This window comes from Clostridioides sp. ES-S-0190-01, from assembly GCF_020658275.1.
Classification (GTDB): Bacteria; Bacillota; Clostridia; order Peptostreptococcales; family Peptostreptococcaceae; genus Clostridioides.
The window spans coordinates 101,760-121,937 of sequence record NZ_JACVWA010000043.1; the positions used below are offsets into that span (position 1 = coordinate 101,760).

A 20,178-nucleotide genomic window follows, 5' to 3' on the forward strand; every position below is an offset into this window, starting at 1 on the left:
AAAATAAAAAATGAGTGAGGTGTAAGTGTTTTGAATAAAAAACTTTGTGTAGGAATGGTCGGAGTACTATCTTTAATGATGGTTGGTTGTAATAAAAGTTTAGCTAAAGTGAATGATGTAGAAATCACAAAGGCGCAATATGAAAAAACAAAGGCAGTATTATCTGCTACTAACAGTTATATAAATGGTCAATATTTAGATGAAATGGAAAAAAGTTTAGATAAAAAAGGTAGAAATAAATTAGAAAATGTTATAATATCGTTTATGGTGGATAATGAACTTTTATATCAAGAGGCTAAGGATAAAGGATTAACTCCAAGTAAAGGTGAGATAGACTCAAAATATCAAGAACTAGAAAATGAAATGAATTTGAATACAAGCTATAAAGAAAAAATGGACAAAGCAGGTGTAGATAAGGAATATTTAAAGCAAGAAATATCTAGAGATTTAGCCATAGACAAAAGTAAAAAAGCCTTTGAAAATAAAATAAATATAAGTGATGCTGAGATGGAATCTTATTATGTAAATCATAAAAAAGATTTTAACGTAGAAGAAGTAAGTGCTTCTCAAATATTGATATCAACTTTAGACAAAAATAAAAAAGAAGTAAGTAAGGATAAAAAAGAAGCTTTAAAAAAAGAGGCAGAGAGTATATTGACTAAAATCAAAAATGGAGAAAGTTTTGAAGCATTGGCTAAAAAATATTCAGATGACAAAGCGACTGGAAAAAATGGAGGTCAGCTAGGATATTTTTCAAAGAATGATAAAAATGCTGAATTTACAAAAAAAGTATTCAAATTAAAGAAAAATGAGGTTTCAGGTGTTTTTGAAACTAGTTATGGATATCATATAGTCAAAGTTACTGATAAAAGAGAAAGACAAAAAAGTCTTAATGAGTGTCAGAGTTTAGTAAGAGAATCTATTTTAAACGAAAAATATATTGAGCACATAAAAAAATTGAATGAAAGTGCAAAAGTAGAGAGATAGAATCTATAAAAACTCAATCCTAGCCTGTAGCCGGAGGGAGATTTTACAGGAATGTTTAAGAGTTTAAAGAGAAGGAAAGTTGAGAGATACATTATCGATAATAAAGACTCTTTTTATAGAATTGCATATAGTTATACAAAAAATGAAGAGGACGCATTAGATGTGGTTCAAGAAGCCATGTATAAGGCTCTATATTCAGTAGAAAACCTTAAAGAAGTAAATTATATAAAAACATGGTTTTATAAAATTCTAGTTAGAACGAGTATAGATTTTATTAGAAAAAACCGCAAATATAATAATATGACAGATATCACTCTTATAGATGAGACAGGAGAATGTGATAAGTATACTGATTTAGACTTAAAAAAAGCATTAGAAGAATTACCTATTGAATATAAATCTATTATAATATTGAGATTTTTTGAGGATTTAAAGATTGAAGAAGTAGCAATAATATTGGATGAAAATGTGAATACTGTTAAAACTAGGTTATACACTGCTTTAAAAAAATTAAAATTAAAAATTGAAGAGTAGGGATAAAAAGAATGACGAACAAAGAAAGGTTAGATAAGTTAAGAGATGAGTATCATAAAATTCCAATACCAAAGAAACTAGATACTATAATAAATCATAAAAAAATAAAAGATATATATTGCGAACAAAATAAAAAGATAAATAAATGGAGATTTAAAGTCATTATGGCTTCAGCCTGTATGTTTATAGTATTAGTAAATATTAGCCCTGTATTTGCAGATAACTTTTCTAAATTACCTATAATTGGAGGATTAGTAAAAGTAGTAACTATAAAAAATTATAGTTTAAAAAACGAAAACTATGAAGCTAAAATTGATATTCCTAAAATACAAGGTTTAAAAGATAAAAATTTAGAGAAGAGATTAAATAATAGTTTTATGGAAGATGGAAAGAGGCTTTATGATGAATTTCAAAATAGAATGGAAAAAATAGAATTATCAAAAAATAAGGAACATAAGTATTTAAGCTTAAGTTATAGTGTTAAAAATAATTCTAAAGATTTTCTATCAATAGAAATGACAAAAAATGAGATAGAAGCATCATCATATGTGAGCAAAATACATTATAATGTTGATAAAAAAAGACAAATAGTTTTAACTTTACCTATGCTTTTTAAGGATGATAAATATATAAAAGTTATTAGTAATAATATAAAAGAACAAATGCGAAATCAAATGAAAAATGACAGCACAAAATCATATTTTATAGATCAGGGGAAAGATTCTCCTGTTAAAGATTTTAAAACAATAAATAAATATCAAGATTTCTATTTTAATAAAAATGAAGACCTTGTAATTTGTTTTGACCAGTTTGAAGTAGCACCTGGTTATATGGGTTCAGTAGAATTTGTAATTCCATATAAAGTAATAAAAAATTTGTAAATAGAATAGTAATTTATATATAAATATATTAAGGAGGTTAATATGAATACATATAAAAAACTTAAAAAATCTATATTTAAAATTGCTGTGATTTCAGTGTGTCTACTTGTAGCATTAGTAAATGTAAATCCTATATTTGCAGGAAGTTCTTCTGATAGAGTTATAAAAAATAATCCGATAAAAGTGATAAATGCTAAAAATTATAGTTTGAAACAAGATAATTATGAAGTCAATATCAAAATTCCTAAGATAGAAGGTTTAAAAGATAAAGATTTAGAGAATAAATTAAACAATGAATTTATGGAAAATGGGAAAAAACTTTATAGTGAATTTCAAAATAAAATGAAAAAAGAAAACAACAAAGGTCATAGATACTTAAATGTAAGTTATAGTGTAAAAAATAATTCTAAGGGCTTTTTATCTATAGAAGTTAAAAAAGAAGAGATAGAAGCTTCCTCATATGTAACTAAAACACATTATACTATTGATAAAAATAGAGAAATACTATTAAACTTACCAATATTTTTTAAAGATAGTAGATATATGGATGCTATAAGTGATAATATAAAAGGACAGATGAAAAATCAAATTAAGAAAGACAATACAAAATCATATTTTATAGACCAAGAAAAAGATTCCCCAGTAAAAAATTTTAAGTCTATAAATAAGTATCAAGATTTCTATTTTAATAAAGATGGAAACCTTGTAATTAGTTTTGATGAATATGAAGTAGCTCCTGGGTATATGGGGCCAGTTGAGTTTGTAATACCAGACAAAGTAATAAAAAACTTAAAGTAGACATATAGAAGATTTTTAAATAGACTAGTAAGGAGAAATATATGAATATATATGAACAAGCGATAAAGTTAATAGAAAATAATGAGGACTTTGCATTTGCTACAATAACTTCTCACTCAGGTTCAACACCACGTGAAACTGGAGCAATGATGATTGTAAAAAGTGATGGCTCTATATTTGGTTCTGTAGGTGGGGGAAGTGTAGAAGCAACATGCATAAAACATTCAATTAATGTTATAAAAAATAGAGAGTCAATGTTGTATAAATTTACTCTAAATAAAACTGATATAGCAAAGCTTGGAATGATATGTGGTGGTACTGGAGAAATACAGATAGATTTTATTGATAGTAATTTGAAAAGCAATTTAGAAAGATTTAATAAAAACTTAAAAGAAAATATAAGTAAAGCATATATATTTGGTGCAGGTCATATTTCAAAAGATGTAGCAGTAATATTATCACTTCTAGAGTTTAGAACAATAGTAATAGATGATAGAGAGGAATTTGCTAATTCTGAAAGATTTCCACACTCAGAAGTGGTAGTTTTAGATTCTTTTGAAAATATACCAGATTTTCCAATTGATGAGAATAGCTATATAATTATTTTAACGAGAGGTCATCTATATGATTCAAGTTCATTGGAATGGGCTCTTAAAACGAATCCTTGCTATATAGGTATGATTGGAAGTAGAACAAAAATTGGATTGACATACGAAAAACTTATGAAAAAGGGGTTCAGTAAGCAAGAACTAAATAAAGTACATGCTCCAATAGGAATAAAACTAGATGCTCAAACACCAGCAGAAATAGCTGTGTGTATAGCAGCTGAACTTATAAATTGTAGAGCAAATAAGGAAAAAAGAAATTAATGAAAATGATGAGCAAAGGTTATCAGATTTTAAATATTAATTTTAAAAATAAAGAAATAGAAGCAGTATTACTGTATAAAAATAGAAAAAATATTTGCATAAAAATAGACTCATTTGGCAAAGTAGTTGTAATAAGTCCACCTAAAGTTTCTAAAAAAACAATAGAAGAAATAATAATTAAAAAAGGAGACTGGATACTTAAAAAATCTGGTGAGTATAAAGACAGAGAGGAAGCATACAAGCAAAGAACATTTATGACAGGTGACAAATTTCTTTATCTTGGTGAAGAATATTGCTTAGTTGTAAATAAAACTTTGGATGATTGTGCGAAAAAAAGTAAGTGTAAAATAAATCTTGAAGAATATAAAATAATTGTTAAAACAAATGACCTAAGTAAAGATTTTATCAAAAAATCTTTACAGTGTTGGTACAAAAATGAAAGTCAAAGAATTGTTTCAGAAAGAATCGATTTTCTTAAGTCGAATTGTGATATAATGAAGCAACTAACACCAGTTAATGTAAAAGTAAAAGAACAAAAAAGTAGATGGGGGAGTTGTACATCTCAAAAAAATATTTATATAAATTCAAAAATATCTATGGCGAGATTAGATGTAATTGACTATATAATAGTACATGAGTTTAGTCATTTATTACATATGAATCACTCAAAAAAATTTTATGATTTGGTAAAAAATATTATGCCAGAGTATAAAGATAAAGAAAATTGGCTTAAAAAAAATGGATATAAGATAATAATATGAAAACTATTATTTCAAATGTTCATTTAAAATATAAAAAAGTGATTATTGCGAAGAAAAAAAATAATCTGAAAATTTTAAAAAAGTCGTTGACATTCCAAAAGATAGATAATATAATCTATATTAACAGCAAAACAAAGTTAAAAAAATTAGATAGATAAAAGCAATGACAGAGACAACAATACTAATAGAGTTATCTACAGAGAACCAATGTTGCTGAGAATTGGTGTTAACAGTAGTATAATGATCACTCTGGAGCTTTTGTACTGAATATATTTTAGTAAGTACAAACGTCTGCCAACGTTATATGGCTAAGGTTAAGGTAATCAATTACCCGACCTGAAAAAAGAGTGGTAGATATATTTTTTATATCTACAAATAAGGTGGTACCGCGGAATTTAACTTTCGTCCTTATAAGTAATATTTATATTGCTTATAAAGATGAAAGTTTTTTTATTTTGAGCGATATAAAAGATTAATCCATATAAAATTAATGAAAATAATAATAAAAAATAAGGAGGAGTTTTTTATGGAAAATACTGTATATGCTAAATTAAACCAAGGAATAGATTCTTTTTTAAGAGTGGCGATGACACTTAGAAGAAGAGAAGTTGATATACAATCAATAAGTATGACTGTAGATAATATGAATAATTCAGGTATAAAATTGATAGTAAATGAAGAAAAGACATCTCTAGATAGTGTCTTAAATCACATGAAGAAACTACATGATATAAGAGAAATAACTGTTGAACAAGTAAGACACTAATTAAATATGACTTATAAAAATTAAAAACTAGTATGAAGAAACTAATGTTTAAATAAAAACTAAAGAAAAATATTAGATGAGAAAAATTTTAGATTAAAAATACGATTATTATTGAAATTATAAACCTATTACAAATTCTAAAGACTGAAAATTATAAATATTAAGATTATTAAAACTATAAATATTGAGATTCTGAAGATTAAAATTCTATAAATTAGAAAATAAAGTTTGTTAAGTAGCATAGAATCAATGATAATGAGTATAAATTTCTAATAAAAATAAATATCACAAAATAATTGAGAGAAAATATTGGGAGGAAGTAAAGATGGCAAAGATGTATTATGAAAATGATGTAAATTTAGAGGTTTTAAAAAATAAAAAGGTTGCAGTTTTAGGATATGGAAGTCAAGGTCATGCACATGCACAAAACCTTAGAGATAATGGTGTGGATGTAGTGATAGGACTTTATGATGGAAGTAAGTCAGCGCAAAAAGCAAAGGAAGATGGATTTGAAGTAAAGAGTGTAGCAGAGGCTACGAGAGAAAGTGATTTAACAATGTTGTTAATGCCTGATGAAAAGCAAAAGAAAGTTTATGAAGAAAGCGTTAGAGATAATTTAAAAGAAGGTCAAACATTAGCATTTGCACATGGATTCAATATACACTATAATCAAGTACAACCACCAGAATTTGTTGATGTTGTAATGGTAGCTCCTAAAGGACCTGGTCACTTAGTTAGAAATGTATTTACTAAAGGAAGTGGAGTTCCAGCATTGTTTGCAGTATATCAAGATTACACTAAAAAAGCCACAGAGACAGTTTTGGCATATGCAAAAGGAATAGGAGCTACAAGAGCAGGTGTTTTAGAAACTACTTTTAAAGAAGAAACAGAAACTGACTTATTTGGAGAGCAATCAGTACTTTGTGGTGGTATAAGTGAACTTATAAAATTAGGATATAAGACACTTGTAGATGCAGGGTATCAAAAGGAAGTAGCATATTTTGAATGTCTACATGAAATGAAACTAATAGTTGACCTTATATATGAAGGTGGATTTGAAAGAATGAGATACAGCATAAGCGATACAGCAGAATATGGAGATTATGTATCTGGTAAAAGAGTAATAACTGATGCAGCAAAACAAGGTATGCAAGATGTATTAGAAGATATACAAAATGGAAAATTTGCTAAGGCATGGATTAAAGAAAATGAAGAAGGGCGTGAAAACTTCCTAAAAACTAGAGAAGCAGAATATGCTACAGAAATAGCTGAAGTTGGTAGAAATTTAAGAAGTATGATGTCATTCTTGAAATAAATATATTAAATGGATTAGTTTGAGGGAAAGAGTGGTGCATAGTAGTGCGTATGAACGGAGCAAAGGTAATTTTAGAATGTTTAAAGAAAGAGGGAGTTGACACAATATTTGGATATCCTGGTGGAGCAGTAATACCTCTTTATGATGCTCTATATGATTATACAGATTATTTTAAACATATAAGGACTTCACATGAACAAGGTTTGGTTCATGCAGCAGATGGATATGCAAGAAGCACTAATACAGTGGGGGTTTGTTTTACAACATCTGGACCAGGAGCAACGAATGCTATAACTGGTATAGCAACAGCCTTTATGGATTCTTCTCCTATGGTTGTAATTTCAGGTCAAGTTCCAACTAGTTTATTGGGGAAAGATTCTTTTCAAGAAATTGATATAACTGGAGCAACCTTATCTATGACAAAGCACAATTATCTAGTTAGAAATACTAAAGAGTTAGTACCTACAATAAAAGAAGCTTTTAAAGTTGCAAACTCAGGTAGAAAAGGACCTGTACTTGTGGATGTTCCAAAGGATTTGTTTTTAGCAGAAATGGATTTTAATGATGAGGACTATGGTTTATGTCAAATAGATGAGTATATGGATTATAAGGATGATTTTGACTTAGATGATGAAAACAACTTTAAACTTTTAAAAGATGCAGTGGAGATGATAAAAGAGTCTAAAAAACCTATAATCTATGCTGGTGGAGGTGTTAAATCATCCAATAGTGAAGAAGTTCTTGTAAAATTTGCAACTAAGATAGATACACCTATATTAAATACACTTATGGGACTTGGAAATATAGATAGAAAAAATGAATTATCTCTTGGAATGGTTGGAATGCATGGAAGTAGAGAAAGTAACTTAGCACTTTCTAATTCAGATTTAGTGATAGCGATAGGTGCAAGATTTAGTGATAGAGTAATAAGTAAAAGTTCTGAATTTGCTAAAAATGCAAAAGTAATACACATAGATATAGATCCATCTGAAATAAGTAAAAATATAAAGTCCAATATATCTTTAGTTGGAGATGTAAAGATGGTTCTTAGTCTACTACTAGAAAGAGTTGAAGGTAAGGACAATAGCAATTGGAAAGAGGAAATAAAGACCTTTAGAAAAGGTGAGGGTGTAGAGGAAAAAGAGTTTCATCCACAGAATATACTTAGAAAAATAAACGAAAAATACGAGCAATTGGCAAATCCAACTGTAGTTGTTACTGATGTTGGCCAGCACCAAATGTGGTCTGCAAAGTATTGGGATTTTAAAGGAAATAAAAGTTTTATAACATCAGCAGGTCTAGGAACTATGGGATTTGGTCTAGGAGCAGCTATTGGAACTAAAGTTGGTAATTTAGATAAAAATGTAGTTTTAGTTACTGGTGATGGAAGCTTTAGAATGAATTGTAATGAGTTAGCTACAGTTGCAAATTATAATGTACCTATGCTTATTTTATTGCTTAATAATAGAACTCTAGGAATGGTAAGACAATGGCAGAAATTATTTTCTAATCAAAGATACTCTCAAACTGATATTAATGAAAATGTAGACTATGTTAAGCTTGTAAATGCTTATAATATAGATGGATATAAAGCATGTGATATGGAAGGATTAGAAAGAATTTTGGATGCAATAGATTTTAATAAACCTGTGTTTTTACAATGTGATATAGATAAAGACTATGATGTTTATCCTATTGTAGCTCCTAATGATGCATTAGAAAATTTGATATGTAACTAAAAATTGATACTGAATATTGATAAAGTTTTTTATTAAACTTTTATTGATATTCAGTTTTTTATTTTACAATAATCTCAAGTATAGATTAATATTTTTTAGTTTTATAATAATTTAATTCATGTATGATAAAGTATTGATTAAATATTAATGATGGAATTTAGAATAATAATGTAACTTAAGTAAATAATAATTCTGAATAATAATTTACGGAGGTATTTATATGTTTAAGCATGATAAAGCTTTATTAAAAGAAGTAAAAGTAGAAAGACCAAACCCTCAATATGCCGTTTTGATGCAAGAACAGTTAGGTGGTGGAAATGGAGAATTAAAAGCAGCAATGCAATATTTAGCTCAAAGCTTTAGAATAAAAGACCCTCAAATAAAAGATTTATTTCTTGATATAGCAGCAGAAGAACTTAGTCATATGGAAATGGTAGGTCAAACTATAAATTTATTAAATGGGCATGATGTTGATTACAAAGCAGTTGATACAGGGGAAATCGAAACTCATGTTTTAACTGGATTATCACCAGTATTAATAAATTCATCAGGAGCTCCATGGACTGCTGATTATGTTACAGTTACAGGTGATTTAGTAGCTGATTTACTTTCAAATATAGCTTCTGAACAAAGAGCAAAGGTAGTTTATGAGCATCTATATAGACAAATTGATGATAAATATGTAAAAGAAACAATTGATTTTTTACTTAATAGAGAAGAAGCACATAATGCTTTATTTAGAGATGCTTTAAACAAGGTTAAAGATACAGGTTCAAACAAGGATTTTGGAGTTACAGAAGATTCTAAGCTATACTTCGATTTATCAACTCCAGGACCAAATCATGATACTAAGATAGATATCAATCCTCCTTCTTTTGAAAAACCTTTAAAGAAATAGCTTGATATTTCTTGTATTGTTTTGTTTTGGTAGGTATTTTAAAAATTATTTGCCTAGAGGAATTAAGTAGATAAAAACTTAAATATATACAGTTAAAAATGGGTATATGCTTATTATAAGTGTATATCTATTTTTTTATTGCAAAACATATAACAAAATAATAAATGAGGTGGTATTATGGCAACGAATAAAAAACCTAATAATTTAATAAGTGAGAAATCTCCATATCTTCTGCAACATGCATATAATCCCATAAATTGGCATAGTTGGAACGACGAAACTTTTAAAAAGGCAAAGGAAGAAGATAAACCGATATTTTTAAGTATTGGATATTCAACTTGCCACTGGTGTCATGTTATGGAAAATGAATCTTTTGAAGATGAAGAAGTTGCTGAAATAATGAACAAAAACTTTATAGCAATAAAAGTAGACAAGGAAGAAAGACCAGATATAGATAGTGTGTATATGACAGTTTGTCAAGCAATGACAGGTAGTGGTGGATGGCCAATGACTATAATAATGACTCCTGATAAAAAACCTTTTTTTGCAGGAACTTATTTTCCAAAATACTCAAGATATAATAGACCAGGTGTTATAGATTTATTGGAAAATGTATCTGACAAATGGAATACAAATAAGGATATGCTTATAAAATCTGGAAATGAAATAGTAGAGGCTCTTAAAGATGATTTTGGAGTGAAAAATACAGATGGTGATTTATCAAAAGATATGTTGAGTTCATCAGTTAGAATATTTAAAACTATTTATGATGATAAATATGGTGGTTTTGGTAATGCACCTAAGTTTCCAAGTCCTCAAAATCTTATGTTTTTGATGAAATACTATAGTATAGAAAAAGATGAAGATGTATTAAAAATGGTGGAAAAAACTTTAGATGGAATGTACAGAGGAGGTCTATTTGACCATATTGGATTTGGTTTTTCAAGATATTCCACTGATAAAAAATGGTTAGCACCTCATTTTGAAAAGATGCTATATGACAATGCTATGCTTACAGTTGCATATTTAGATGCATACAAGATAACCAAGAAAGAGTTATATAAAGAAATTGCTATAAAAACTATAGATTATGTAATTAGAGAGATGCAAGATAAAGAAGGTGGATTTTATTCAGCACAAGATGCAGATAGTGAGGGCGAGGAAGGTAAATTTTATACATTTAATCCACTTGAAATAATTGATATATTAGGTGAAGAAGATGGAAAATTCTTTAATGATTATTTTGATATAACTAGTAGTGGAAATTTTGAGGGGAAAAGTATTCCTAATCTCATAGAAAATAAAGAATATGATAAGTATAATGAAAGAATAGCTAATTTGAGTAAAAAGGTATTTGAATATAGGAGAGAAAGAACTTCTTTGCATAAAGATGATAAAATTCTGACATCATGGAATGCATTGATGGTAGTAGCTTTAGCAAAGGCTTATAAAACTCTAAAAATGGATAGATATTTAGAGTATTCAAATAAGTGTATTGATTTTATAAATAGTAATCTTGTGAATAAAGCAGGTAGATTATTAGCTAGATATAGAGATGGTAGTGCTGATTATTTAGCATATTTGGATGATTATGCATTTTTAATATGGGCATATATAGAACTTTATGAATCAACATTTGATATAAAGTATTTAGAAGAGGCATTAAAATTAAATGAAAGTTGTATTGAGCTTTTTTGGGACTATGAAAAAAGTGGATTTTACCTATATGGTAAAGATAGTGAAAATTTAATAGCAAGACCAAAAGACTTGTATGATGGAGCTATTCCATCAGGTAATTCTGTACAATTATATAATCTTATAAGACTTGCAAAAATTACTGGTGACAATAAACTTGAAGAATTGTCATACAAGCAATTAAAGCTTTATTCAGATAGTGTAAAAAATTCACCAACAGGATATAGTTTTTATATGCTTTCATTAATGTATGAACTTTATCCTACAAAAGAAATCATATGTATTTTAAAGGAAAACTCTGATTTAATTGGTTTTAAGACTTTAGTAAGTGAAAATTTTTTACCAAATTCAACTTTTTTAGTAAAAAAATACAATGAAGAAAATACTAAGATAGATTTTTTAAATAATTATAGATTAAAAAACGACAAAACTACTTATTATGTATGTCAAAATAATAGTTGTAGTCAACCATTTAATGATTTACAAAAGCTAAATGATATAATTTTTATGAGAGACTAATTATAATGTTGAAAGAACTCAGTATTGATATTTGATACTGAGTTCTTTTTGCAATAGTTATTCACCTAGTTACATTTTACTGTTCTCCTTTCTTTTTAGGGATATTTACGTAGTTCTTATTATTAGGCAAAATAAATCATGGTATTCGCACTCCATTTCTTGATTTTATTTGGTTATCCATATATAATATATGCTGATATATTATAACGAAAGAACCATTTGAATATGGAATATATGTCTTGCCCCTAAGTGGCGATAAAATGGGGCATTTCTGAAAGATGGTGCAAAATATACTGGAATTTTCAAAAATTGATTATATGTGGCTAATACTAAAAGACTCTAAAAAGTCGTATAGTAGAACAAAGAGGAGAAAGGAGCTATAATATGAATAATGTTGTGATTATAGACGATGACAAAGAGCTTTGTGCTCTTATGAAAAAATGTGTAGAGCAAGAAAATTTATCTGCTATTATTGCACATGGAGGTGTGGAGGGATTACGCCTGACTGATGAAAACAAAAATAGCTGCTCTCTTGTGATTTTGGATGTAATGATGCCAGACATAGATGGGTTTCAAGTTCTGAAAAAAATTAGGGAAACAAGTAATGTCCCAGTACTTATGCTTACCGCTAAAAGTGACGAGAATGATAAAGTTTCTGGGTTGCGTCTAGGTGCTGACGATTATCTAACAAAGCCATTCTGCATAAATGAGCTTATGGCTCGTATCAATTCTCTTATTCGCCGTTATACTATGTTAAACCCTACTTTTGTAACAGATACAGATTGCATAATAATAAAAGGCATGGTTATTGACAGAACAAATCGCGTTGTTTCCGTTGACAATATTCCTGTTCAGCTTACAAGCAAAGAATTTGATTTACTTTCTTTTCTGGCTTCTAATAAAGGACGAGTGTTTACCAAAAAACAGATTTATATGCAAGTGTGGGGAGAAGAATATGCTTTTGACGATAGTAATATTATGTCTTTTATCAGTAAATTACGGAAAAAGATTGAAGCAGACCCTGGACATCCATTTTATATTTTGACAGTCCGAGGTGTTGGCTATCGTTTTAATAAGGAGGCATAACCTAAATATGAATGTTTATCTGCTTTTTGCATTTGCTCTTGCTTTAATTATTATAGTGTATCTCGTTTCTATTTTGTGGCGTGTCCGAACACAGCTTGCACTTATAAAATATGCTTTAGAAGATATAAAAAACGGGAACCTTAACCGACGTGTTTTAACAAGGAAGAGTGATATAACAAGACAAATTTGCTATGATATTAACGAAATTGCAATCAACAGTCAATCACAGCTTATCCAGCAGAAACAATCGGAACAAGCATACAAACAGCTAATGACAAGTCTTTCCCATGATGTAAAAACTCCACTTGCTTCTTTGGTTGGTTATTTGGAGGCAATCGAAACTGATATTGTTGTAGGAGAAGAAAAGGACGAATATATACATGTTGCGTATAATAAAGCCCAACACTTAAAACATTTTGTAGAAAATCTATTTGAATGGGTGAAATTGGATTCTAGGGAACAGATTTTTCATTTTGAACTTTTCGATTTGAATGAATTATCTCGTAATATTATAGCTGATTGGGTTCCTATTTTAGAAAAATGCCATTTTGAATATGAAATTGATATACCTGAAACTGAGTATGCTATGCACATAGATGTAAACGCATATACCCGCATTCTTAATAATCTATTACAAAATATCATTAGGCATAGTGATGGAGATAAAGTAACACTACATATTTTTGAAAATGAACAGCAAGTCAAAATTGTAGTAGAAGATAACGGGAAAGGAATATCTTCTGATAATCTCCCACATATCTTTGAAAGAATGTATCAATGTGACCATTCTAGGTCATCAAAAGGTAATGGCTTAGGATTGGCGATTGTAAAAGAACTTATCAATGTTCACAAAGGAACGATTACCGCCAACAGCACCATTAATATGGGGACTATATTTACAATATTGCTTCCGAAAGCTCTGTAAAATGCAGGGCTTTCTTTCTGCTAAAACAAGATAAAAGCAAGGTTTTAGCAAGGTTTTGGCAAGGTTTATGTTGTATACTTCTAATTGTGATTGTTTCTGATATTCTATCAGTTATCACATGACAAAAGTAGTTTTATGGAAAGTGAGGAAATTTTATATGAATGATTTTGTGATTGAAACAAAACATCTGACAAAAGTTTATGGAGAACAGGAAGTGGTTAGCAAAGTCAATCTCCATATTAAAAAAGGTCAAATTTATGGTTTGTTAGGACGCAATGGCGCTGGTAAAACCACGATTATGAAAATGATTTTAGGACTGACGCCTATCACTTCTGGCGAAGTAACTGTATTCGGAAAAAATATCAAAGGTAGAGAAAAACAAATATATCCCCGTATTGGCGCAATTATTGAAACACCAGGATTTTATCCAAATTTAACTGGAACAGAAAATCTTGAAATTTTTGCGAAGCTGCGTGGCACAGCCAGCCCACACGCAGTTGAAAACGCATTGAAAATAGTAGGATTGCATTATAAAGACAAAAAGCTGTTTGGTAAGTATTCACTTGGAATGAAACAGCGTCTGGGAATTGCAAATGCTATTTTACATGACCCAGAAGTGCTGATTTTGGATGAACCTACAAACGGTCTTGACCCTATTGGCATTGCTGAAATGAGAGATTTTATTAAACATTTAAGTGTTGAGTGCGGAAAAACGATTCTTATTTCAAGTCATATTCTTTCGGAAATTTCATTATTGGCTGATGATATTGGAATCATCAACAATGGTGTCCTCTTGGAAGAAAGCAGCATGAGCCAACTAGAAAAGAAAAATCGTAAATATATACTGCTGCAAGTGTCAGATACTCCAAAAGCTTTACTGATTTTAGAGCGTCAATTCAACTTAAAAGATTATTCTGTTCAAGACAGCCATAGCTTACGTATTTACGACACTAATCTGAATATGGGTGAAATAAATAAAGCCCTTGTTATGCAGAATGTTACTGTAACTAGTTCGGGGATTTGTAATGATACTTTAGAGGACTATTTCAAAAAAATTACAGGAGGAGAAGGCATTGCTTAAATTTATTCAAACAGAATTTCTTAAACTGCGCCGCAAGAAACTTATTTGGTTAATGTTGTTAGCTACTCTCATTATGCCATTTTTCGCACTATTATATTTCAAGCATTTGGGAGAAACTGATGTTGACCCAATACAATTTTATAAATGGTCTGCGTTCAGTTATACTATTTTTATTATTTTGCCTGTCGTTTTGGGAATGTTTTGTACGATACTTATGCGCGAAGAAAATCAGTATGATATACTCAAACAACTTTTGATTGTGCCTATAAGCAAAATGGGATACTTTTTCAGTAAATTTTTTGTGGTTTTGATTTACTCTATTTGTTTCATGCTGATTACAGCCATTGCTTCTATTATATTCAGTATACTTCCTGGATATGTCGTATTTGAATGGGGAAGCGTTTTATATTTACTGAAAAAATGTTTGGAATTTGGTGTTATTATTGCTTTTGTAATGCTACCAATTTTAGCAATCGCTGTGTCGCAAAAAGGATATATTCTCCCAACTTGTATAACATTGGTGTATGCCTTTTCTGGTTTTATCTTAATGACAGTAAATATGTATTTACACCCGTTATCCAGTATGGCAGTTATCGTTATGCGAAATAAAGATATTCCAGGTCTTGTATATACACAGGCAATTAACATTCCACTTGCATTTCTTTGTATTTGCATTTGGGATATTGTTTCAATAGTACTTGTAAATATAGCATTAAGAAAAAGAAAGTGAGGTATGAATCATGCAAAAATTACTTTGGGCTGAAAGCCAAAAGCTTCGCCGTTCAAAGGTTGTTTGGATTGCAGTTTTTGCAATAGTTATGGTAGCTACTATGATTTTTGCAGGAGGACAAGGTGTGCATGATGGACCAGATTTACACTATGGATTAAAAACTGTATATGAGGGCTCTCGGTATATAGACAATGCAGGGTGGTATATGGACGAAGTTCAACCCTGGGCAACTTTTTTTGTTCTTCCAGCAGTCATTGCCCTTTTAGGGAGTTATATGATTTGTCGTGAAGAAGATGATGATACCATAAAATCTCTGCGCCTAATTCCTGTAAATGAAGCAAAATTAACCATTGCAAAAATGATTGTTACTTTTGCATTTAGCATACTCCTTTATTTGTTGCTCTTTGCCATAACATTTTTGACTGAAGTTATTTTACATCTTTCCGATTTATCAGTAGAACTGATTTTAAGTTCTTTGAAAGAATATTTTTTAGGTGGTGTAGGTGTATTCCTTGCAATTTCACCCATTATCGCGCTGGTATCACGTATGAAAAAAGGGTATTGGCTTGCGTTAGTATTTACTGAAATTTATTCTGTTACTGGACTATTTGCTAGTATGTCAAATACTCTAAAAACCTTTTATCCTATTTCAGCTATATTTAACTTTTCTGGTTACCACATAACCACTGTAGGAAAAATAATGGGGAGTACTATAATATTGTTGCTGTGCATCTGTCTTTCTGCCTTTATACTGAAAGGGCTAAAACATAGTGAAGAAAATTGAAATAGGTAATATCAAAATGAAGAAGATGAAAAAGCTGATTATGCTTATTGTATTTCTATTACTCTTTGATATGCTACACTGTTATATCGAATGGAAATTCAACAATGACTCACCTAAAGGGATAATAGAACTAATAGATGAGTGGACTGACCAGATTGGTCTGCATCATGTGATGGGTGTATTTTTTTATTCGAAAATGCAACTGGAATCATTTCTGTGTGGCGACTAAGAGTGAAAAGTAGAAATTCCTATCAGAAATGATGAAGCCATTTGAAATTTCAGACAATCATAGAAAACCAGTTTGGTTACATCTATAGATAATTCATCTATGTATTTTAATGTAAGAATAAGCTTATAATGTTTGAGAATCTTATCTAAGCAACTTACTATAATCTGATTTTCATAATCTCGCATGATTTCAAGTTCAATGACCTTAATACAGTCAACAAAAGACTATAAAAGTTATTCAAATTTATAAAAGGATAAATAGATTTAACGGCGATTTTGAAAAAATTAAAGTCGCCGTTTTCATGTTTTGATTTATATTATACAAATATCTATATTTCAAACCTCCATCTTTAATCTCATGAGCATTTAAAAATATTGTGATATTATAGATAGCTTTTTCATTATAATATTAATCTTTTTTATTTACTTTATTTCTTCTTCTTGAGAATTCTTTAAGTGCTTCAGCTTTAATTTTATCAAGTTCTTCATCCTCCATAAAATTAGCATCGTCTTCAAATCCATCTTGTTCTTCGCCATTAAAACGATACATTTTTTTTAGTAAACTCCACAAGGTTTCTAATTCGTCTTGAGTAAACTCATGAAATACATCTGCCATAAAATTTATTCCAACTCTACTACATTTAATCATGACTTGTTTTCCTAAATCGGTAACCTTTACATTAATTGCTCTTTTATCATTTGGGCTTGGAACTACCTGAACATATTCATTTTTTTCAAGGTTAGCAACTATTCTATTTATATTTTGTTTACTTGTACCCATTTTTCGTGCAATATTATTTAATGTTGTTTCTTCTTCTGGTAAGTGAAGAATAGATAAAATAGTCATATATTGTCTTGAAGTAAGTACATCAAAATACTTATCGCCTTCTATTTGTATTTTGTTTGTAAGAGTAAAAAGAGTTGCATATGTTTGATTCATTAGAAACAATTCTTTCAATTCATTTGAATAATCCATAAAATATCTCCTTTGTATTTAGATACTATTTTGACGAAAACAGAATATCACGAATTGAATATAATGTCAATATGATGTCCAAGTATAGTTAAATGTTCTCTCTAAATAATTAATATTCAATAACTAAATTATTATATAGTTATTTAGAGCAACACTTGTATAGCAATTTATGCTAATAATTAATAAGTAAGAAACTTATATAGAACGTTTTGACTTGAAAATTGTAGTAATATAGTATATAAGTTAATATGTTGAATAAATTCAGGCTGGAGGAGTAATTATGAAGTGTACAAATTTTACTTTCAAGGGAAAAGAAGATTTAGATATATATACATATAAATGGGAAGATGAAAGTATAGAAAACCCAAAGGCAATTGTACAAATTGCCCATGGAATGGCAGAAACTGCACAACGGTATGAAGTTTTTGCTAAAGAGCTTACTAAAAATGGATATATAGTATATATAAATGACCATAGAGGACATGGAAAAACCGCAAAGACAGTAGAGAATGTTGGGCATCTAGCTGAAAAAGAAGGTTTTAGATGCCTTGTAGAAGATATGAATACTTTAACAAGTATTATAAAAAAGGAAAATAAAGATTTGCCAATTTATTTATTTGGGCATAGTATGGGGTCATTTGCGAGTCAAAGATACATAATGGATTACAGTGATAATTTATCTGGTCTTATATTATGTGGTTCAAATGGAAAACAAGGTATTATTCTAAATTTTGCTCATCTAATAATTAATCATGAGATTAAAAAGCATGGAAGAAATTCTCGAAGCAATAAAATAAATGATTTAATATTTGGTGGAGAAAGCATAAGAAGAAATAAAAATACTAAATTTGATTGGTTAAGTAGAGATAAAGAACAAGTTGAAAAATATATAAATGACCCATTTTGTGGGGTGGTATGTACTTGTGGCTTTTTTTATGATTTAGTACAAGGGTTAAAAGAAATAGAGGATAAAGAAAACTTAAAAAAGATACCACTTGATATTCCTATTTATATAATATCTGGAGATAAAGACCCTATAGGTAAAAATGGTAAGGGTGTCTTAAGGCTAAGGGATAGATATATAAAATTAGGAGTAAAAGATGTAACATGTAAACTCTATAAAGATGGAAGACATGAATTATTGAATGAGATAAATAAAGAGGAAGTTTTCGAGGATGTTATTTGTTGGCTAAATGAAAAATGGGAATTTTGTAGTCAATGAAATAAGCTTTTAACTTATAATTTAACCAATAGTTAAATTATAGGTTTTTTGTTAACTTTGCCTCGATTTACTAATAAATGCTTTTTTAATATACTTAAATTAAGAGATATACATTAAGGAGGTATATATGCGAATTAAAATAGGTGAAGTCATACAAACATTGAGAAAAGAAAAAAGTTTAACACAAGAACAATTAGCAAAGTTTATAGGAGTGTCAACACCAGCAGTATCTAAATGGGAAAGTGGAAACTCTTATCCAGATATAGAACTATTGCCAGTATTAGCAGATTTTTTTAATGTATCTGTTGATAAACTTTTAAACTATAAAGTAGATTTAAGTGAAGAAGAAGTAATGAAAGTCTATAAAGAACTAGAAGCAACTCTTGCTAAAGTAGAAATTGATTTATTAATAGAGGAACCATTAGAAGAATTTAAAGAAGATTTAGAATCTGTAGAAAGACTTGCTAATATGTATATGGAGAAATATCCTCAAAGTTATCTGCTAAAGTTAAAAATAAGTTCGCTATACCAAATGTATTCATATAAATTTGGTAAAGATAAATTCAATAGTAAAATTAAAGAAACAACAAATATTCTTGAAGATATAGTTAGAAATACAGATGATATTCAGATTAAAGAAACAGCGCTTCTTATTTTATCAAATGCATATTATATGTTAGACGATTACGAAAAGGCAGAATTATATTTAAATATGATACATAAAGCAATAGGAGACACAAGTGTTAATTTAGCTATGATATATTTAAGTCAGAATAGATTGGATGAAGCAGAAACATTACTTCAAAATAAATTATTTAGCGATGTATTTAATGCAACTCTGGATTGTAAAGGATTAATTAATGTATGTAAAAATAAATATAAAGAATTAAAGAAAGAATTAGATGATGGAAGCTATAACAAAAAAACAACAGAAAAAGAAATGGAATATATAAAAAATAAATCATTAGGATATGCAAATATATCTTTAGAAATAAAGAAGAAATTTAGTGAAAATAGAGGTGCTTTTTTTGGAATATACATGGACTACATAGAGTTGTCTTTAAATTTCTTATTTTTTAATATGAAAGAAGAAGCTAAAGAAGCTTTATATGGTTTAAATGAAATATTAGAAAAATATCATCTACATGAAAGTTCAGATACAAGTCAAATGATGTTTTTTGATAAAGTAAAATCTAGAAATTCATATACTTTTAATGTATATACTAATCTACTTATCATGTTTAATGATAATAGTTTTAATGAATTAAGAGAAGAACCAATTTTTGAATCTATAATTAAAAAGGTTTCAGAATTGGAGAAAATGTTAAAAGATAAATAAATGTTTAGTGTGACGAACTGAAATTAGTAAATAAAAAGCTGGAAA

At 28.8% G+C, this 20,178-nt stretch carries 20 protein-coding genes and 1 other annotated feature; of the genes, 18 read left to right on the forward strand and 2 right to left on the reverse strand.

Translation table 11 applies throughout. The features are described 5' to 3' along the window. Positions 1-30: 30 nt before the first annotated feature. The 16 genes from IC214_RS16765 (at position 31) to IC214_RS16840 (ending at position 16,368) form a co-directional block, all read left to right on the forward strand. Positions 31-987 (forward strand): peptidylprolyl isomerase, encoded by a 957-nt coding sequence (locus tag IC214_RS16765; RefSeq protein ID WP_227866822.1) that lies wholly within the window; start codon positions 31-33, stop codon positions 985-987. A 51-nt stretch (positions 988-1,038) separates the two neighbouring features. Further along, positions 1,039-1,521, forward strand: a complete 483-nt coding sequence (locus IC214_RS16770; RefSeq protein ID WP_227432953.1) for a sigma-70 family RNA polymerase sigma factor — start codon at positions 1,039-1,041, stop codon at positions 1,519-1,521. A gap of 11 nt (positions 1,522-1,532) precedes the next feature. Then, positions 1,533-2,402, forward strand: coding sequence for a DUF3298 and DUF4163 domain-containing protein (locus IC214_RS16775; RefSeq protein ID WP_227831123.1), 870 nt, complete (start codon positions 1,533-1,535; stop codon positions 2,400-2,402). Positions 2,403-2,444: 42 nt separating this feature from the next. After that, complete coding sequence (locus tag IC214_RS16780; RefSeq protein ID WP_227432957.1) at positions 2,445-3,200, forward strand: DUF3298 and DUF4163 domain-containing protein; 756 nt, start codon at positions 2,445-2,447, stop codon at positions 3,198-3,200. Between the two features lie 41 nt (positions 3,201-3,241). Further along, entirely contained in the window at positions 3,242-4,069 is an 828-nt protein-coding gene (locus tag IC214_RS16785; protein WP_227432959.1) for an XdhC family protein, read from the forward strand. A 5-nt stretch (positions 4,070-4,074) separates the two neighbouring features. Next, the gene (locus tag IC214_RS16790; RefSeq protein ID WP_227866823.1) at positions 4,075-4,830 is read left to right on the forward strand and encodes a SprT family zinc-dependent metalloprotease; all 756 of its coding nucleotides are present in this window, start codon (positions 4,075-4,077) and stop codon (positions 4,828-4,830) included. 154 nt (positions 4,831-4,984) lie between these two features. Beyond that, positions 4,985-5,243 (forward strand) — a binding site (T-box leader). A gap of 113 nt (positions 5,244-5,356) precedes the next feature. After that, entirely contained in the window at positions 5,357-5,596 is a 240-nt protein-coding gene (locus IC214_RS16795; RefSeq protein ID WP_227432962.1) for an ACT domain-containing protein, read from the forward strand. Between the two features lie 295 nt (positions 5,597-5,891). Further along, complete coding sequence (gene ilvC / locus IC214_RS16800) at positions 5,892-6,911, forward strand: ketol-acid reductoisomerase (RefSeq protein WP_255606542.1); 1,020 nt, start codon at positions 5,892-5,894, stop codon at positions 6,909-6,911. A gap of 50 nt (positions 6,912-6,961) precedes the next feature. Next, positions 6,962-8,650, forward strand: a complete 1,689-nt coding sequence (gene ilvB, locus IC214_RS16805; protein ID WP_227824256.1) for a biosynthetic-type acetolactate synthase large subunit — start codon at positions 6,962-6,964, stop codon at positions 8,648-8,650. 220 nt (positions 8,651-8,870) lie between these two features. Further along, entirely contained in the window at positions 8,871-9,548 is a 678-nt protein-coding gene (locus IC214_RS16810; protein WP_227432965.1) for a manganese catalase family protein, read from the forward strand. A 177-nt stretch (positions 9,549-9,725) separates the two neighbouring features. Next, positions 9,726-11,762 carry a thioredoxin domain-containing protein gene (locus IC214_RS16815; RefSeq protein ID WP_227482361.1) on the forward strand — a complete coding sequence of 679 codons (2,037 nt, stop codon included), beginning with the start codon at positions 9,726-9,728 and terminating at the stop codon, positions 11,760-11,762. A gap of 384 nt (positions 11,763-12,146) precedes the next feature. Further along, positions 12,147-12,848 (forward strand): response regulator transcription factor, encoded by a 702-nt coding sequence (locus IC214_RS16820; RefSeq protein ID WP_227432970.1) that lies wholly within the window; start codon positions 12,147-12,149, stop codon positions 12,846-12,848. Between the two features lie 7 nt (positions 12,849-12,855). Next, positions 12,856-13,773 (forward strand): sensor histidine kinase, encoded by a 918-nt coding sequence (locus IC214_RS16825; protein ID WP_227866824.1) that lies wholly within the window; start codon positions 12,856-12,858, stop codon positions 13,771-13,773. A 157-nt stretch (positions 13,774-13,930) separates the two neighbouring features. Beyond that, positions 13,931-14,854: an ABC transporter ATP-binding protein gene (locus IC214_RS16830; protein ID WP_227432974.1), complete on the forward strand. Its 924-nt coding sequence runs from the start codon at positions 13,931-13,933 to the stop codon at positions 14,852-14,854. Beyond that, a complete protein-coding gene (locus IC214_RS16835) occupies positions 14,847-15,584 on the forward strand; it encodes an ABC transporter permease (protein ID WP_227866825.1) in 738 nt (245 codons plus the stop codon). Before IC214_RS16830 ends, IC214_RS16835 begins: the two co-directional genes overlap by 8 nt. Before the next feature lie 10 nt (positions 15,585-15,594). Beyond that, on the forward strand, positions 15,595-16,368 hold the full coding sequence (locus tag IC214_RS16840) for an ABC transporter permease (protein ID WP_227482363.1): 774 nt from the start codon (positions 15,595-15,597) through the stop codon (positions 16,366-16,368). A gap of 225 nt (positions 16,369-16,593) precedes the next feature. Here IC214_RS16840 and IC214_RS16845 read toward each other — a convergent pair whose 3' ends face one another. Then, on the reverse strand, positions 16,594-16,782 hold the full coding sequence (locus IC214_RS16845; RefSeq protein ID WP_227866826.1) for a hypothetical protein: 189 nt from the start codon (positions 16,780-16,782) through the stop codon (positions 16,594-16,596). A gap of 223 nt (positions 16,783-17,005) precedes the next feature. Continuing rightward, complete coding sequence (locus IC214_RS16850; RefSeq protein WP_227432977.1) at positions 17,006-17,572, reverse strand: MarR family winged helix-turn-helix transcriptional regulator; 567 nt, start codon at positions 17,570-17,572, stop codon at positions 17,006-17,008. 280 nt (positions 17,573-17,852) lie between these two features. Here IC214_RS16850 and IC214_RS16855 point away from each other — a divergent pair, with 280 nt between their 5' ends. Together IC214_RS16855 and IC214_RS16860 are read left to right on the forward strand one after the other, a co-directional pair. Then, positions 17,853-18,794, forward strand: a complete 942-nt coding sequence (locus tag IC214_RS16855) for an alpha/beta hydrolase (protein ID WP_227866827.1) — start codon at positions 17,853-17,855, stop codon at positions 18,792-18,794. A 127-nt stretch (positions 18,795-18,921) separates the two neighbouring features. After that, entirely contained in the window at positions 18,922-20,133 is a 1,212-nt protein-coding gene (locus IC214_RS16860; protein ID WP_227823760.1) for a helix-turn-helix domain-containing protein, read from the forward strand. The last annotated feature ends 45 nt before the right edge of the window (positions 20,134-20,178 follow it).

What these genes read in the sequence shown, in the direction of transcription:
- IC214_RS16770 (WP_227432953.1), top strand. Translation starts at nt 1,039, where the DNA reads ATGTTTAAGAGTTTAAAGAGAAGGAAAGTTGAGAGATACATTATCGAT.
- IC214_RS16775 (WP_227831123.1), top strand. Translation starts at nt 1,533, where the DNA reads ATGACGAACAAAGAAAGGTTAGATAAGTTAAGAGATGAGTATCATAAA.
- IC214_RS16780 (WP_227432957.1), top strand. Translation starts at nt 2,445, where the DNA reads ATGAATACATATAAAAAACTTAAAAAATCTATATTTAAAATTGCTGTG.
- IC214_RS16785 (WP_227432959.1), top strand. Translation starts at nt 3,242, where the DNA reads ATGAATATATATGAACAAGCGATAAAGTTAATAGAAAATAATGAGGAC.
- IC214_RS16790 (WP_227866823.1), top strand. Translation starts at nt 4,075, where the DNA reads ATGATGAGCAAAGGTTATCAGATTTTAAATATTAATTTTAAAAATAAA.
- IC214_RS16795 (WP_227432962.1), top strand. Translation starts at nt 5,357, where the DNA reads ATGGAAAATACTGTATATGCTAAATTAAACCAAGGAATAGATTCTTTT.
- ilvB (WP_227824256.1), top strand. Translation starts at nt 6,962, where the DNA reads ATGAACGGAGCAAAGGTAATTTTAGAATGTTTAAAGAAAGAGGGAGTT.
- IC214_RS16810 (WP_227432965.1), top strand. Translation starts at nt 8,871, where the DNA reads ATGTTTAAGCATGATAAAGCTTTATTAAAAGAAGTAAAAGTAGAAAGA.
- IC214_RS16815 (WP_227482361.1), top strand. Translation starts at nt 9,726, where the DNA reads ATGGCAACGAATAAAAAACCTAATAATTTAATAAGTGAGAAATCTCCA.
- IC214_RS16820 (WP_227432970.1), top strand. Translation starts at nt 12,147, where the DNA reads ATGAATAATGTTGTGATTATAGACGATGACAAAGAGCTTTGTGCTCTT.
- IC214_RS16825 (WP_227866824.1), top strand. Translation starts at nt 12,856, where the DNA reads ATGAATGTTTATCTGCTTTTTGCATTTGCTCTTGCTTTAATTATTATA.
- IC214_RS16830 (WP_227432974.1), top strand. Translation starts at nt 13,931, where the DNA reads ATGAATGATTTTGTGATTGAAACAAAACATCTGACAAAAGTTTATGGA.
- IC214_RS16840 (WP_227482363.1), top strand. Translation starts at nt 15,595, where the DNA reads ATGCAAAAATTACTTTGGGCTGAAAGCCAAAAGCTTCGCCGTTCAAAG.
- IC214_RS16845 (WP_227866826.1), bottom strand. Translation starts at nt 16,782, where the DNA reads ATGCGAGATTATGAAAATCAGATTATAGTAAGTTGCTTAGATAAGATT.
- IC214_RS16850 (WP_227432977.1), bottom strand. Translation starts at nt 17,572, where the DNA reads ATGGATTATTCAAATGAATTGAAAGAATTGTTTCTAATGAATCAAACA.
- IC214_RS16855 (WP_227866827.1), top strand. Translation starts at nt 17,853, where the DNA reads ATGAAGTGTACAAATTTTACTTTCAAGGGAAAAGAAGATTTAGATATA.
- IC214_RS16860 (WP_227823760.1), top strand. Translation starts at nt 18,922, where the DNA reads ATGCGAATTAAAATAGGTGAAGTCATACAAACATTGAGAAAAGAAAAA.